Raw genomic sequence first — 14,496 nt, 5'->3', positions numbered from 1 at the left:
CAACTAAATTCATTCAAAATGCATGATTCAAGAGGAATGTAATATTTTTAGCACCAAATCCCTTAAAAATGCACCCAATAAATGAATAAATGTAAACTTTTTTTGTTCATTTGAATAATTTAATTGTTAAAAGCATGAAAATACTATATATTTAGAAATATGAAGAATCTTAATTCAGGAGAATAAGGTGGAACAATATGACGAGAAAGTCAAAAGTTACTATTCAAGACATCGCTGATGCCTTGGGAATTTCCAGAAACACTGCATCCAAGGCGCTTAATGGAGTAGAGAATATTCCTGCCGTTACGAGGGACAAGGTGATCAAAAAAGCAGTGGAGCTTAAATACAAACAATTTTCTTATATGGAAACAGCCTCTGAAAAACAAGGCAATATCGCACTTTTGACCTGTAATCTTCCCAATAGCTCACACTTTGGATCACTGCTGATCAGCGGACTGGAGAAGGAAATCAGCAACCAGGGCTATACTTTATCCATTTATTTTGTCCGCGAGAATGATATCAATACGATGACCCTACCCGGCAATTTCGAACCTTCGAATGTGGCTGGCATCTTATGCATCGAAATGTTCAGCAAGGAATACAGCAAGCTGATCACGGATCTTGGTATCCCAACCATTTTTATTGATTGCGCTGCAGATATGGTGTATCCGGAATTGAAGGCAGATCTGGTATTGATGGAAAATGAGCACAGCACATACTGTGTTACCCGGAAATTAATAGATCATGGATACGAAAGCTTCGGTTTTGTAGGCGATTACAATCACTGCAAAAGCTTCAATGAACGCTGGACGGGATTCAATAAGGCCCTGGCAGAAGCCGGAATCACCTTGGACCCTGCCCATAGCATTGTAGCGCCGGACCGCAATTTCTTTATAGAGGAGAACTGGATGGAGCAGCAATTGGATGCCCTGAGGGAGTGCCCCTCCGTCTTTATTTGTGCCAATGATTTCATTGCCATCAGCGTGATAAGATCTTTGAAAAACAAGGGAATTAAAATCCCGGAGGATGTTGCTGTCTGCGGGTTCGATGATGCTTCGGAATCCCGGGTTGTCGAGCCCCATCTTACAACCGTGCATATTTACAGTAGTCAGATGGGTATTATTGCAGCCGAAATGTTATTGTCCAGAATCAAAGACAATACCATGCCGTACCGAGTGACCCATGTTGCAACGGATATCGTATACCGGGATTCGACGCCTGTTCTAAACTTAATCTACCAAGAGGTGAATCAATGTGAAAAATGACGGAACGGTTCTTTGTGTGGGCGAGCTGCTTATTGATTTTTTCTGCACGGATATTGATGTCAATCTTGCCAAGGGTCAGCATTTCTCCAAGCAGGCCGGCGGTGCTCCGGCAAATGTAAGCGCAGCCGTAGCCAAACTCGGAGGAAAAGCGTCATTCTTGGGGAAAGTCGGAGCCGATCCCTTCGGTATGTACCTGAAGCAAACGCTGGATGAGCAGCATGTGGATACGTCCATGCTCCTTTTTGATCCGGCAACGCCGACTACACTGGCCTTTGTTTCCCTTGCCGCTAACGGCGAACGGGATTTCGTGTTCAACCGCGGAGCTGACCGTCAACTGTCTCTGCAGGACATTGATAGAGAATGGACCCGTCAGGCTGCCATTCTGCATTTTGGCTCGGCAACGGCCTTGCTCGCCGATCCTTTTCGGGAAGCGTATTTGTCTTTATTGGACGAAGCGAAGGCCAATGGGCAATTCACCTCCTTTGATCCCAATTATCGGGGGGACCTTTGGAAAGACAGGCTGGAGGAATTTATCACACTATCCAGAAGAGGAATACACAATGCGGATTTGGTAAAAGTAAGCGAAGAGGAATTAAACATCATTACAGGGCTGGCTGACCGCAATGCTTCATTGGATCTTTTGCATGGGTTAGGAGCCAAGACGGTGGCAGTTACCTTAGGAAAAGAAGGAACTCTCATCTCAAACGGTACCTCCCGTTCGCTAATCGGCAGTATTACTGTCAAATCGATCGACTCTACTGGTGCCGGAGATGCCTTCGTCGGAGCAATGCTGTATCAAATCAGCCAGCTGAGTCAGCCTAAGACATTTACCTCCAACGCGAAGCAGCAGCAGGAATTTGTGACACTTGCCAATCAAGTCGGCGCCATCGTGTGCACTAAAGTTGGAGCGATTGCAGCCTTGCCGTCGTTGGAAGAAGTTAATCGTTTCGTAGCGCAGGGTGAATCAAGGATTGAAGCGTAAGAACAGCAAAAGGTGTCCGACGATCTCTAAGGTCGCTATAATTCCCACTGATCCCCGCTTCCATACCGCCGCAACGAGCGCTACAGTCAGCCTTTAACAGCAGTGCGTGATTTTAAAAAAAGTTTGTGTCGCTGTGCGGCGACACAAACTAAATCCATAGAGATACAAATATCATTTTTCTTAATCATTCATCTTTATGTTTTAGTTTCACTTTAACTTCATTAAAAAAAGCCGTTGTATCCCATACATTGAGACCAAAGTATCCTTCTTTATAAGTTTGATCTTTTGTGTCGATAACTAATTTATTATTCAAATAAACCTTAGTGATATTGCCTTGCGCTTCTACTTTGAGATGATAATCTGTATTTGGCTGTAAATCCAGTTTTCCATCATTGTTATATGTCGCAATTTCATATCCGGTCCCATCAACAAATTTAATGAATTTTACAATATTATTTTTTATATCAACATTTGCTGCATACGAATTCTTTGCTGTTAAGTCAGAACGAAAAACCAATGAACCCGCTCCAATGGAGTTATCTATCAAATCTTTCTCAGAATTACCGGGGTGGGAATCTGTATCTGGCACGTTTATATTGGCTTCATATACAAAATTCCTGCCGGTCACTTTTGATACTATAAAAGCATCTCCCTTACTCTGTCCCTGTTTTCCATGAATGGTGTCCGCCCACTTCCCGTTAACGGTGGTCCAACCTGATAAATTGGATTTAAAAGAAGAGCTTTTTTCTTTCCATACACTCTTTAGAGGATATAGGTCCAAAGATTTCAGCTTTACATTTCCGCCCTTACTATAGATCTTTAGTCCTTTGCTTGCAGAATCCGCGAATATCTGATCGGTAATCACTGTCGTACCATCATTACCGAACACCTCTACAGCTGATCTGTCAACAATTACCTGCAATTTAACCGTGCCATTCTTAGCATGTAATGGTCCCTCATGCTTGCCAACTACATTAATTCCGTAATCAAAATTTCCTGAATGAGTACGGTCAACGAATAATTGCTCGTTGTAGACATCATAACCGACAGTAGTATATTGCTCACTTCCTTTACGGATTTCAAAGCCAAATTCTGTTGCTTCCGTATTTGATACATCAAACAAAGCGATCAGTTCAAATGTATCTTCTGATAAATTAGAAAGAAGATGGCTGTTACCCGATATCATTTTATTGGTATACAATATACGATCCCCTCTGTCACGAATGCTTTTTAGCGAAATAGGGGTTTGTTTTAAACGTAGACCCTTTGCGGTTTGAGTCAGCTCCATCTTCCGCGGCAGTGTTGTTGAACTTCTCCACGTTGAGGTGGGTGTATCGTTGGCATACTTCCAATTACTCATCCAGCCGAGCCAATATTTCTCACCATTCTCCCCTTCTACTCCACTCCAATCCACAGCAGCATAAAAATCAGCTCCATAGTCAGTCCATAACACTTTATCGGAGTTATTTTCATTTTTAAACGTTTTACCGTCAAAGCTGCCTACAAAATACTGCATGCCCGATCCGCCTGCTGGAGCACCATCATTTATACTTACCTGTAGGACCCACTTTCTTTTTGAAGGGTCGCCATCAACCGGCAATTCGACTAACGTAGGACATTCCCATATTCCTCCGTTACTGCCGTTTGTGGAAGGAATCCACTGTCCAGAAACAGCGGACCAATCTGTGAGGAGTCCGCTTTGTTTCATATCTGTTTTCTCTGGCTCTTTTGCAACCTGGTCAACTTTATCCGATATGGTCCCTTCATTATAAACATTAACATCATCAACATTTATATGACCGTAACCATCTTTTGCATGGTCTACTACCTTGATATATAACACTTCACCAATATATTTGGACGCGTCCCATACGTGTTTTGAATATTTTTCTTCATTAAATTTTGTATTGGCCTGGCGGATCAATTCTTTATCGTCGGCTGCTCTGACCAATGATACATAGGTATTATCGCCATCATCGCCTGCTCCTAACAATAGATTGATTTCACCGGATCCACTTAATTTAAAATAGGAGGAATGCAGTTCACCCGTTGCTTCATCTCCCTCGTGAAGCTTGGAATATCCCCACAAGTGATAATTCCCCTCATGTCCGAAGGATCCACCCCAATAAGTCGCTTCACTGGATACATGATCATCCGAAAAAGTATCACCCTGGGTCACAGTCCATCCGGTTAAATCGCCTGTTTCAAAATCATGATTGGTGATTTCTTTCTCATCGGTCATGATATTTCTACCCAATTGAACATCCTGAAATATCGCAGAAGAGTGCAAAAGATGTAATCCAAAATGGCCGGACAGGAAGGTTGCATCATCGATATCATGAATGAGATTTCCGTCCAGATACATCTTTATATTTGTTCCAAATGTGCTCACTTTTAAATCATGGCTTTGATAAGTATCCAGCGTTACTGTGGTTTCAGCCAGAACAGTTCTATTCCCGGCTTCCATTTTCACGATTTTCACTTTATCGTTTAAAGCATCGATACTCGCCATATATCCATTTTTCGCATCAGCATCCGTCCGGAAAACAAGTGATCCTGTTTCATCTCCTCCCTCTGACAAATCTATAGTCGCATTATATATAAAGTTGTCCCCAGTCTTACCACTTATGATAAAAGCATCATCTGCAGATGTACCGCTTTTCCCCTCCATAGTATCTTCCCACCGGCCGGTTACAGCTGTCCAATTAGATAGATTGGTTGCAAAGTTAGAGGTGTTCTTGAAATTCACATTTCGGAAGGAAGCTGTTGAATTCCAGGCGGTCAGACCGTAATAACCATAATCAAATTCAGTATCAGTTTCTTTAATTACAGACTGATCATCTACAAACACCTGAATGTCATGACCATATACGTCTACCTGCACGTTGTAAGTTGATGAGGTTCCTAGGGTTAAAGACTTGCTTGCAATTTCTGTATTCGATCCATCGACATTCTTATTTAAAGTAACGACATCATTTTTGGCATCCAGACTGACGACATAACCGTTTTTCGCATTCTTGTCAGCACGAAAAACCAGACCTCCTGAGCCTTCCCTGCCATTCTTTTTATTAAGGGTAATATCTCCCTCATAGGAGAATGAACCGCCTTCCTGTGAAGACATAGCGTACGAAGTGGTATCCACACTGTTGGCCTGTATTCCGTTATCTTCACCAAATTCGCTTGCATAGGTCCACTGTTTTAAATTGGGGGAAGTATAAAACATTACTTTATTCGCTGCGGCCAAAGACATCACCCATTGCCTGGAGTCTTCATGCCAGAATACTTTAGGGTCTCGCCAATCCGATATCGGGGGATCCGGCATTACCGGATTTCCTTCATACTTGGTCCAGGTTCTGCCTCTATCTAAGCTGTACGCAATGCTTTGAACCTGGCCGTTATCCCCGGAATGAGTGAAGATCGCAACCATCGCTTCTTTTCCGAACCCTGCTGTATTGTTCCAATCGATCACTGCACTTCCCGAGAAAATCTGACCGTTTTCATCCGGATATAACGCAATCGGTAAATGTTTCCAATTGATAAGGTCTTTGCTCACCGCATGACCCCAATGCATCGGTCCCCATGCCGTTCCGTACGGATGGTACTGGTAGAACAAATGATATTCACCCTTATAATAAACCATTCCATTCGGGTCATTCATCCAGTTAGCCTCGGGGGAAAAATGAATCTGATTACGGTATGTTTCATCATAATAACCAGGATCCGCAGCAAAGGCGGGAGTTAAAGGTAGACCCATTACCATAAAAAAAATAAGCAGCACACTTAACTTCCTCTTCATATTCTTTCACATCCTTTTTTGAAATTTTGCATGTACTACGATACCGAAAATAAACCGCTTACATTTTCCTTTGCAACTCAATACCATGGATTCAAGCTGTATATCCCACAAAATTCTGGCCAAGGATGACTCCCTGACCGGCATCCAAAACACCGAGCGCGTATCCAATAATGCCTACAGCAAATAACGCAAAAATGAGAGCGATAGGCAAAAAGAAAATAACATTACACCGATTATCTGTCTCCCCCCCTTCGTCTCTCTCATTTATTAGTATTGCAAGTTCCGTGCCAAACATCTGTATACATGCGGAAAATTCTTATAAACAACAAAAATCCCCGAGCCACCGGAGGTTTTTTGCCAATCTGAACAGATCATTATTTATCATTCTCGCTGCTTTCATACTCATGTGAAAGCGCTTTATACTGTTTCACCCTTCCTGTGAAACAAAATTATACACTTCGTTCAACATTTCGCAAAAATAATATTTTTCGTCATCAGACAGTGTCAGATTCATACCGGAAACAAATATCCCGGAGTGGTTATTGTTCAGCAGTAGTTCCCTCAATGTCTGCTCACCGCTTGCTTGCAACAACATGAGTGAACGCAAACTAAAAACTCGATTTTTACAAAATTGCTTATTTTCTAACAAAAGACACTCCAACAATCAGATTTGTTGAAGTGTCTTTGTGCTCTGCTTTTGAGTCCCGCATTGGCTCCAAGGGCAGAAGGTACAATATACCTTTTAATATTTTCATTTTTAACATTCTCGTTAGCAAACAATAAAAACGAAGCAAATGAACGTGAATTGGAAGAGTTGCTAGAGAATATAAATGCTTTAATTGATAAAAAACTAAAGATGTCCGCTGTAATTAGTTTTGTCACTAATAGAGCCTATAACGACAATTTTTCTATATGTCGTGAATTGCCTTTAGTATATGAGCGTTTCTATCTTTCTTTTACTCTTTGTCTTAACTGCCATCGGCTTGCTCCTTCTTTATCAAAAAGAATTTTTCTCATTTGCAATAAAAATAATAAAAGATAAAAAAGCTTCCTTTAGAATTTCATGATTGTCATTGTATAATCAGCATAATTTCAAATAGGCATTCCCTGTTATTTAGGGTTTGCAATATAAAAAGTAATCTTGTATCATTTTCAGTGAATGAACGATCACTAACTTAAATAAAAGGAGAAATTTCTTATGAATGAAATGGAGACAAGTCGTACACTGCGTTTGTTATTCCCTCAATGGCAAGGAGGGAACAACCCTCCTTACGTTCTGGGAGCTCACTTGTTAAACTGGCTTGCTCCCAAGTCTAATGGTCCTTTTGAAGAAGTACCCGTCGATCTGAACCCTAATGTAGAAAAAGAACAAGGTATAATTGCCAAAAGTACCGTATTGCAACAAGCTAGATCAGCCAAAAGTCTAATTCATAAACATAACCCTGAACGTATCGTTGTCCTTGGAGGGGATTGCAGTGTAGAACTTGCTCCTTTTTCTTATTTGAATGAGAAATATGATGGAGATGTTGCTCTGCTATGGGTTGATGCTCACCCTGATGTCTCAATCCCTGAAGACTTTGAAAATCATCATGCTCATGTTCTTGCCAATTTGCTTGGTGTAGGTGATCAGGAATTTGTTGCTGAGGTTCCTCACCTTTTTAGTCCCGAACAAGTGCTATATGTAGGATTGAATGATATGTTCGAACCCCTTAACTCTGACCCAATGCGAAATATGAAATTGGATATTGTAGGTCCAGATGAAATTAAACAGGATAGTTCTAAAGTACTCGAATGGCTAGCTGAGAAAAAACCATCCAAGATTATTGTCCATTTTGATCTGGATGTACTGGATATGAAAGAATTCCGTTCCCTTCTGGTTGCTTATCCGGGAACATACGAGAAATACACCAAGAGCTTTCCACAAGGATCAAGTATGGAAACCATTATCCGAGTTTTGCAAGATGTGGCCCGGTCTTATGATGTAGTCGGTCTAGGGATCACTGAACATTTCCCTTGGGACTCTTATTTCCTGGCGAATATGCTGTCTCGTTTACCTCTGCTTGGAGATATTAACAATAAAGAGCGCCCAGCCTTTAATACGCTTTAATCCAAATACAGACTATGGTAATGTACATGGTATGATAGATGTACATTATTTCTCGAAGCAAGGAGGTTACAGGGATAAGAGTCAAGAAGATATCCCTGTACATTTGAAGTACAATGAATAACTCTGAACTGCCTAAATCGAAACGAATGAAACAAAAAGACGATAGCAGACGCTTGCTCATCGAGGCTGCTGTTCGATGTTTTTCACGCAATGGATTTCACAAAACAGGCATTGTCGAAATTGCAAAAGAAGCAGGCATGAGTGCTGGGAATCTGTATCGCCACTTTCCGAGTAAAGATGCATTTATTATTGCACTGGTGGAAGAAGAACAGCGCCATGCCTTAACCAAGATGGAATTTAAAGATACCGAAAAAGATTCACTCGGACAGATTTTGACGATTATCACTAGCTGTGTCAGTGACCCTGTATATCCTATGGACCAGAGATTATGGATCGAAATTTTGGCTGAAGCTTCACGCAATAAGGGTGTGCGACATGTCTTCAATCAAAGTGATATCATCATGCGTGAATCATTCAAAAATCTGCTCACAAGTGCTATTCATGAAAAACAAGTAGATCCAGATTATGATGTGGAGACCCTTTCTCTCTGGTTGTATGCGCTGATTGACGGCCTTATTGCACGTACAGCCACTGACGAACAATTCAGTTTTGATCACCATATGAGTCAATTCAATCAACTGATTCGCCAAGCATTAAAACCCAAAGAGTTCCAATAAAAGAAACAGCGGCAGCTATAGACGAGAAAATAAAGTCCTGGACTGCCGCTGTTTTACGATTACTTTAATGGCGCCTCCGTCAACTATTTTTTGGCGTACAATAACCATCCTCGCAAACATTGCCTGATTCTTGGTTTAGAGTCGTATCTAACGTCATCAGCGGATGTTCCTCGTCCCATGCTTTTTGCAGCGCCTCCAGAAACACTTCACTTGATTGTGCGCCTGAAATCGCATATTTGCGGTTGATGACAAAGAAAGGTACACCTGTAGCTCCAAGGCTGCTTGCTTCATGCCCATCTGCACGAACTTCATCCACATATTGCGTGCTTTCCAGCACGTTGAGCGTTTCCTCGCGATCCATATCGGCTTTCGCCGCTATGTCAGCCAGTGTGTCCGCATCGCCGATATGCTTGGAATCTGTGAAATATGCTTTGTACAGAAGCTCCAACACTTCCGCACTCTTGCCATAGGTACCCGCAAACTTGATCAATCGATGCGCATCGAGCGAATTAGTAGGGATTATTCGGTCAAATTGAAAATCCACTCCATCACCCTTCGCTTGTTGGGCAAATTGTTTATGCATGGCCTTGGCTTCTTCTCTGCTGCCACCATGCTTTGAAACATACAAGTCGTGTACATCGTTAGCTGGGTTTTTCTCGGCAAAAGGATCTAGCTGGAAGCTCCGGTACTCCACATTCACTTTATCTTTGGAAGCAAACCGCCCCAGCCCGTCCTCGAAACGCTGTTTTCCGATATAACAAAATGGGCAGCCAATGTCCGACCAAATCTCTACTTTCATTTCGTTCCTCTCCCTTCACTTGATAAACAGATCGAATCATTTCTCAACTGTTGTATACAATCGGCATTTGATGAATTAAGGATGGCTCGGAAGCTGCATGATACATAAATTTAGCGATATTTTCTCGGGATACCCCCATCTTGGCTGGCTGATCGCCTAGCGAGTAAGCATAATGAACGTTTTCCTTATGCCTTACATTTGGATTAATAATCCGAACTACTGTCCAGTCTAAAGAAGATCGCTTGATGATTTTCTCAAGCTTTTTCATTTCGTGATAACCATTCGGAAACATCACCTTGGCCATAATTCCCGGTACAACTGTGGCAATCGAATTCCGATCCTTATCAGATTTCAAGGTTGGAGTAGCAAGTGTAATGAGTCGTTTCTTATTTAACTTTCTCATCGCATTTACAATAACCTCATGACCATCCGCAACAGGGGTACCTTTTAATTTTCTGGACGTATCGAGTGCGGGTCCCAATGTGCTAATGACGACATCAGCATTCGATAGTGCTTGTTCTACCAAGTCTTGATTAGATAATTGACCCTCGACAACATTTAGCTTCTCATGTTTCTGTCCAATTTTCCCCGCATTTCTAACATAAAGGGTAACGTTATCCCCGTTTTGAATTGCTACCTCAGTCAAAATTTTCCCAATTGCACCACTACCACCAAAAAGCGTTATGTTCATTAGTCGATCACCTCGATATTATATTGCTAGAATGTGCTGATAACTCAATGAGCATTTAGGTTACAACAAAACTTAATCGAACTTTCGTTGAATATATAACGTTCGTTGGTTATTATTATATGGATTATGATGATTGCTTCAATCGCTAATAAAGTGATTTTTGTTTTATATTCAACGGATTCAAATAATTTGTTAAATATCTTCTGGAGGCTATACATTACTAATTACAACGGATACAAAAGTAGGCCCGTTCGCTATAGATGATGTTCACTATAACATACAAATGTATAATACATTGATCACTTTCAAGGTTCCGTTATATACTATAATGAAATTTAGAATGAAGGGAAGGTTGAAATGTCTATAGCTTCGGGGTTGAGCGAAACGGAGCGCGATCCACTCCACTTTTTACAAGGAGTCAAGGATTGTATCCCTACGTTGCTCGGTTATGTGTGTATTGGCTTCGCGGCAGGCATTGTGGGGGCCTCGTCAGGTGTGAGCACGATGGAAATTGCCCTGATGTCGGCGCTTGTCTACGCAGGAGCTTCCCAATTTATTATGTGCTCGATGCTGGCTACGGCCAGTCCCCCCTCTGTCATTATTTTAACGACTTTTATTGTAAATGCCCGCCACCTGTTGTTAAGCGCATCGTTGGCTCCCTATTTCTCAAAGTATTCATTGTGGAAAAATATAGGGATTGGTGTTCTTTTGACAGACGAATCCTTCGGGGTAGCCTCTGATAAACTGGCCAAAGGTGGACAGATCAGTGATCGCTGGATGAACGGGCTCAATATAACTGCTTACCTCGTCTGGATTGCCTCCTGTGTGGCAGGAGGGATTCTCGGGAACTGGATTTCCCGGCCAGAGGCATTTGGTCTGGATTTTGCCTTGCCGGCTATGTTTCTGGCTCTGCTTATTTCCCAGCTACAAAGCGTCCAGACCTCCAAGCTCAAGCACCGTCTGCTGCTCGTGCTGTGTATGGCAATCCTGATGTACCTTTTATCCTGGTGGGTGCCATCTCATATCGCCGTTATTGTAGCTACTATGATTACCGCAACGATTGGAGTGTTAACTGACAAATGAACATTGATCCATATGTCATGTACATCATTATCGGCGGTATGGTCGTCACAGCCATCCCGAGAATCATTCCCTTCGTCGTGCTGCAAAAGCTGGCGCTGCCCAAGCCTGTGCTCCAATGGCTGTCCTACATCCCTATTTGCATTTTCACGGCGCTCGTGATGGAACATCTACTCGTTCGAACGGAAGGCTCCGTCACTTTTAATTGGCAAGTGCTTATTGCTATCCTTCCTACACTGGTGACTGCCTTATGGAGCAAAAACCTGCTGGCTACCGTTGTTGTCGGTATTGTGAGTATGGCTGTCGTTCGACTGCTGTGGATGGGATAGAAAAAAAGGTGCAGTCCCGTTTTACGGCTGCACCTTTTTAGATATTCATTCTGTGTTCGTTACCCTGCTCCCTTATACAAACTTGCGATGATGCTTCTTGCCGTCGTATGAGAATAAGGCCAGCTTACCTTCAATCATCGTTTCCAAATGAACGGTCCGCCCCCACAACTGATACACATACGGTAGCGTACGCTCCATATATTTTAAATCCAGCTCAATCCCTTCAAACTGATGCTTGAGCTTTAACTCGCCAGTGTGCAGATAATCTCCATCCTCAACGACGATATAAGGGGAGCCACCATTCACACGCGAGAATACGAGCTGGTCTCGTATGTTCTCCCACGATTTATCTGTGATTTTCCAATCCGGCCCCCTTTTCTCAAATACGTACAGATCCAAATCCTCGGTCAGTTTCTTGGTCATGTAATTGCGTATAAAAGAGGTGTCTGAGTCAAGCTCCCGTACCTCGAACATTTTAGCGCGTCCTTCGCCCGGTTTGCGTCCTTGTCGCTCCTGCTCTTCACGGGTTGGGTTATCCCATCGCTTTTCAATATCCTCAAATATTTTAAGCCCCAAATAATACGGATTCAGGCTCTGCTTGGAAGGCTGTACGACAGAAGCATTCAGCAGTGCAAATTCAACGGTTTCATCCCCGGTCAAATCCAGTTCCCTGACAATCCGCTGATGCCAATAGGAGGCCCAGCCTTCATTCATAATTTTGGTCTCCATCTGTGGCCAGAAATAAAGCATTTCGTCCCGCAGCATCGTCATGATATCCCGCTGCCAGTCCTCCAGCACTTCTGAAAATTCCTGAATAAACCAGACGACATCCTTCTCCGGTTCAGGCGGGAACTGTCGTACCCGAATGCCTTCGCTCTCAGACGGATCGGGCTGCTCCTGTACCGTGTCCAGTGACCACAGATCATCGTAAGGCCCGTCTGGGCGCTTCCGTTTTCCCGCTTCCTTTTGCTCACGGGTTTTAAGCTCCATATATCGCTGTTTATCCAGATGCTGCGGTTTGATCAACTGCGGATCAATATGCTCCTGTATAGCCAGTACCGAATCAATGAAGGATTCGACGGCCTTCGAACCGTATTCCATTTCATAACCGTTAATCCGGTCTGCCGTAGCGGACATACTCTCCACCATATTGCGGTTGGAAGCTGAGAAGCGGGCGTTGTGCTTGAAAAAATCACAGTGCGCCAGCACGTGGGCGACAATCAGTTTATTTTGAACCAAAGAATTTCCATCCAGCAGGAAGGCGTAGCAGGGATTGGAGTTGATGACCAGCTCATAGATTTTGCTTAGGCCAAAATCGTACTGCATCTTCATCTTGTGAAACGTCTTTCCAAAGCTCCAGTGGCTGAAGCGCGTGGGCATCCCATAGGCCCCGAACGTGTATACAATATCCGCCGGACAAATCTCATACCGCATCGGATAGTAGTCCAGCCCGAATCCGTTGGCTATCTCCATAATCTCAGCAATCGCATATTCTAGCTCCTGATGGTCACTACTCATCCCACCGTTCCCCCTTCCCGTTTGCGAAAAAAGGTACGCAAGGCTTGGTATACCTCGCCCTTTTCCTTGATGACATAGTACATAAACTGATCCTTTTTAATGTTCTTGTAGGCTGACATCAGTGTGCTGCTGCGGTTATATTGATTCACTTCTCCATAGCCGAACATATTGCTGCGCTTCATAAGCTCCTCGATCAGCTTCACGCACCGTTCGTTGTCCGAGGTCAGATTGTCGCCATCCGAGAAATGGAAGGGATAAATATTATAATGGGAAGGAGGATAGCGCTTGTCGATAATCTCCAATGCCTTGAGATAAGCCGAAGAACAGATGGTTCCGCCACTTTCTCCACGGGTGAAAAATTCTTCCTCGGTGACCTCTTTGGCTTCGGTATGGTGCGCCAGAAAGACAATCTCTACCTTTTCATATTGGCGGCGCAAAAAGCGGGTCATCCAGAAAAAGAAGCTGCGGGCGCAATATTTTTCAAAAGATCCCATCGAGCCTGATGTGTCCATCATCGCTATAATCACTGCGTTGGATTGGGGGATGGTTTTTTCCTCCCATGTTTTGTAACGGAGATCGTCCGGACTGATATGATGAATGCCCGGATTGCCCTGACGTGCGTTGCGGCGCAGATTTTCGAGAATGGTTCGCTTCTTGTCAATATTTGCCTGCATGCCTTTTTTGCGTATGTCATTGAATACGATGGACTCAACCTCAATCTGTTCCTTGTCTTTCTGCTGCAAATGCGGCAATTCCATGTCCTCGAACAGCATATCTTCCAGTTCTTCCATGCTGACTTCCGTCTCCATAATATCGTGTCCGGGCTGGTCTCCGGCTTTCTCGCCTTTACCGGGCTTCTGGGAAGCAGGATCGCGTCCGATGACATCGCCAACCTGACTGTCACCGTCCCCTTGGCCTACATGCTTTTGCTTTTGATAATTATAAATGAAGCGATATTCGTCCAGACTGCGAATCGGTACTTTAATAATCTGCTGACCGTCTGACATAATAATATTTTCTTCCGTAATCAGATCAGGCAGATTTTGCTTAATCACATCTTTGACCTTCTGCTGATGACGCTGCTGGTCTTGGTACCCTTTGCGATGCAGCGACCAATCTTCGCGGGATACGACGAATGAATATGGCTGACGTGGTTCCGGCATTGTTAGGCACCCCCCCAAGTGGATACACG

General features: G+C 43.3%; 12 protein-coding genes. 7 read left to right on the top strand and 5 right to left on the bottom strand.

Annotated features, from left to right (window positions below; all coding sequences use genetic code 11):
- The first annotated feature begins 197 nt into the window (after positions 1 to 197).
- Both E0698_RS15675 and E0698_RS15670 read left to right on the top strand, forming a co-directional pair.
- Positions 198 to 1,265 carry a LacI family DNA-binding transcriptional regulator gene (locus tag E0698_RS15675; protein WP_192512155.1) on the top strand — a complete coding sequence of 356 codons (1,068 nt, stop codon included), beginning with the start codon at positions 198 to 200 and terminating at the stop codon, positions 1,263 to 1,265.
- Complete coding sequence (locus tag E0698_RS15670; RefSeq protein WP_192512154.1) at positions 1,255 to 2,247, top strand: PfkB family carbohydrate kinase; 993 nt, start codon at positions 1,255 to 1,257, stop codon at positions 2,245 to 2,247. The genes E0698_RS15675 and E0698_RS15670 overlap by 11 nt, the downstream gene beginning before the upstream one ends.
- Positions 2,248 to 2,431: 184 nt before the next feature.
- Here the strand turns inward: E0698_RS15670 and E0698_RS27700 are convergent, their stop codons facing one another.
- A complete protein-coding gene (locus E0698_RS27700) occupies positions 2,432 to 6,043 on the bottom strand; it encodes a GH32 C-terminal domain-containing protein (protein WP_192512153.1) in 3,612 nt (1,203 codons plus the stop codon).
- Between the two features lie 697 nt (positions 6,044 to 6,740).
- Between E0698_RS27700 and E0698_RS15660 the strand changes: the two genes are divergently transcribed.
- The 3 genes from E0698_RS15660 (at position 6,741) to E0698_RS15650 (ending at position 8,887) form a co-directional block, all read left to right on the top strand.
- Positions 6,741 to 7,085 carry a hypothetical protein gene (locus E0698_RS15660; RefSeq protein ID WP_192512152.1) on the top strand — a complete coding sequence of 115 codons (345 nt, stop codon included), beginning with the start codon at positions 6,741 to 6,743 and terminating at the stop codon, positions 7,083 to 7,085.
- A gap of 156 nt (positions 7,086 to 7,241) precedes the next feature.
- Positions 7,242 to 8,150, top strand: coding sequence for an arginase family protein (locus E0698_RS15655; RefSeq protein WP_192512151.1), 909 nt, complete (start codon positions 7,242 to 7,244; stop codon positions 8,148 to 8,150).
- 113 nt (positions 8,151 to 8,263) lie between these two features.
- On the top strand, positions 8,264 to 8,887 hold the full coding sequence (locus E0698_RS15650; protein WP_192512150.1) for a TetR/AcrR family transcriptional regulator: 624 nt from the start codon (positions 8,264 to 8,266) through the stop codon (positions 8,885 to 8,887).
- Between the two features lie 79 nt (positions 8,888 to 8,966).
- Here the strand turns inward: E0698_RS15650 and E0698_RS15645 are convergent, their stop codons facing one another.
- On the bottom strand, positions 8,967 to 9,686 hold the full coding sequence (locus tag E0698_RS15645; protein WP_192512149.1) for a DsbA family oxidoreductase: 720 nt from the start codon (positions 9,684 to 9,686) through the stop codon (positions 8,967 to 8,969).
- 43 nt (positions 9,687 to 9,729) lie between these two features.
- Positions 9,730 to 10,377, bottom strand: a complete 648-nt coding sequence (locus E0698_RS15640; RefSeq protein WP_192512148.1) for an NAD(P)-dependent oxidoreductase — start codon at positions 10,375 to 10,377, stop codon at positions 9,730 to 9,732.
- A 357-nt stretch (positions 10,378 to 10,734) separates the two neighbouring features.
- On the opposite strand from E0698_RS15640, the gene E0698_RS15635 reads away from it, so the two are divergent.
- Both E0698_RS15635 and E0698_RS15630 read left to right on the top strand, forming a co-directional pair.
- On the top strand, positions 10,735 to 11,460 hold the full coding sequence (locus E0698_RS15635) for an AzlC family ABC transporter permease (RefSeq protein ID WP_192512147.1): 726 nt from the start codon (positions 10,735 to 10,737) through the stop codon (positions 11,458 to 11,460).
- Positions 11,457 to 11,786 (top strand): AzlD domain-containing protein, encoded by a 330-nt coding sequence (locus tag E0698_RS15630; RefSeq protein ID WP_134910516.1) that lies wholly within the window; start codon positions 11,457 to 11,459, stop codon positions 11,784 to 11,786. The genes E0698_RS15635 and E0698_RS15630 overlap by 4 nt, the downstream gene beginning before the upstream one ends.
- Positions 11,787 to 11,858: 72 nt before the next feature.
- Here the strand turns inward: E0698_RS15630 and E0698_RS15625 are convergent, their stop codons facing one another.
- Both E0698_RS15625 and yhbH read right to left on the bottom strand, forming a co-directional pair.
- Positions 11,859 to 13,304, bottom strand: a complete 1,446-nt coding sequence (locus E0698_RS15625; protein ID WP_134910517.1) for a SpoVR family protein — start codon at positions 13,302 to 13,304, stop codon at positions 11,859 to 11,861.
- Positions 13,301 to 14,467 (bottom strand): sporulation protein YhbH, encoded by a 1,167-nt coding sequence (yhbH, locus tag E0698_RS15620; RefSeq protein WP_134910518.1) that lies wholly within the window; start codon positions 14,465 to 14,467, stop codon positions 13,301 to 13,303. Before yhbH ends, E0698_RS15625 begins: the two co-directional genes overlap by 4 nt.
- Positions 14,468 to 14,496 lie beyond the last annotated feature (29 nt).

The organism is Paenibacillus sp. 23TSA30-6 (assembly GCF_014858585.1).
Classification (GTDB): domain Bacteria; phylum Bacillota; class Bacilli; order Paenibacillales; family Paenibacillaceae; genus Paenibacillus.
This window is presented reverse-complemented; position numbering and strand designations above follow the sequence as displayed.

What these genes read in the sequence shown, in the direction of transcription:
- E0698_RS15655 (WP_192512151.1), top strand. Translation starts at nt 7,242, where the DNA reads ATGAATGAAATGGAGACAAGTCGTACACTGCGTTTGTTATTCCCTCAA.
- E0698_RS15625 (WP_134910517.1), bottom strand. Translation starts at nt 13,304, where the DNA reads ATGAGTAGTGACCATCAGGAGCTAGAATATGCGATTGCTGAGATTATG.
- E0698_RS15645 (WP_192512149.1), bottom strand. Translation starts at nt 9,686, where the DNA reads ATGAAAGTAGAGATTTGGTCGGACATTGGCTGCCCATTTTGTTATATC.
- E0698_RS15630 (WP_134910516.1), top strand. Translation starts at nt 11,457, where the DNA reads ATGAACATTGATCCATATGTCATGTACATCATTATCGGCGGTATGGTC.
- E0698_RS15675 (WP_192512155.1), top strand. Translation starts at nt 198, where the DNA reads ATGACGAGAAAGTCAAAAGTTACTATTCAAGACATCGCTGATGCCTTG.
- E0698_RS15640 (WP_192512148.1), bottom strand. Translation starts at nt 10,377, where the DNA reads ATGAACATAACGCTTTTTGGTGGTAGTGGTGCAATTGGGAAAATTTTG.
- yhbH (WP_134910518.1), bottom strand. Translation starts at nt 14,467, where the DNA reads ATGCCGGAACCACGTCAGCCATATTCATTCGTCGTATCCCGCGAAGAT.
- E0698_RS15635 (WP_192512147.1), top strand. Translation starts at nt 10,735, where the DNA reads ATGTCTATAGCTTCGGGGTTGAGCGAAACGGAGCGCGATCCACTCCAC.
- E0698_RS15650 (WP_192512150.1), top strand. Translation starts at nt 8,264, where the DNA reads ATGAATAACTCTGAACTGCCTAAATCGAAACGAATGAAACAAAAAGAC.
- E0698_RS27700 (WP_192512153.1), bottom strand. Translation starts at nt 6,043, where the DNA reads ATGAAGAGGAAGTTAAGTGTGCTGCTTATTTTTTTTATGGTAATGGGT.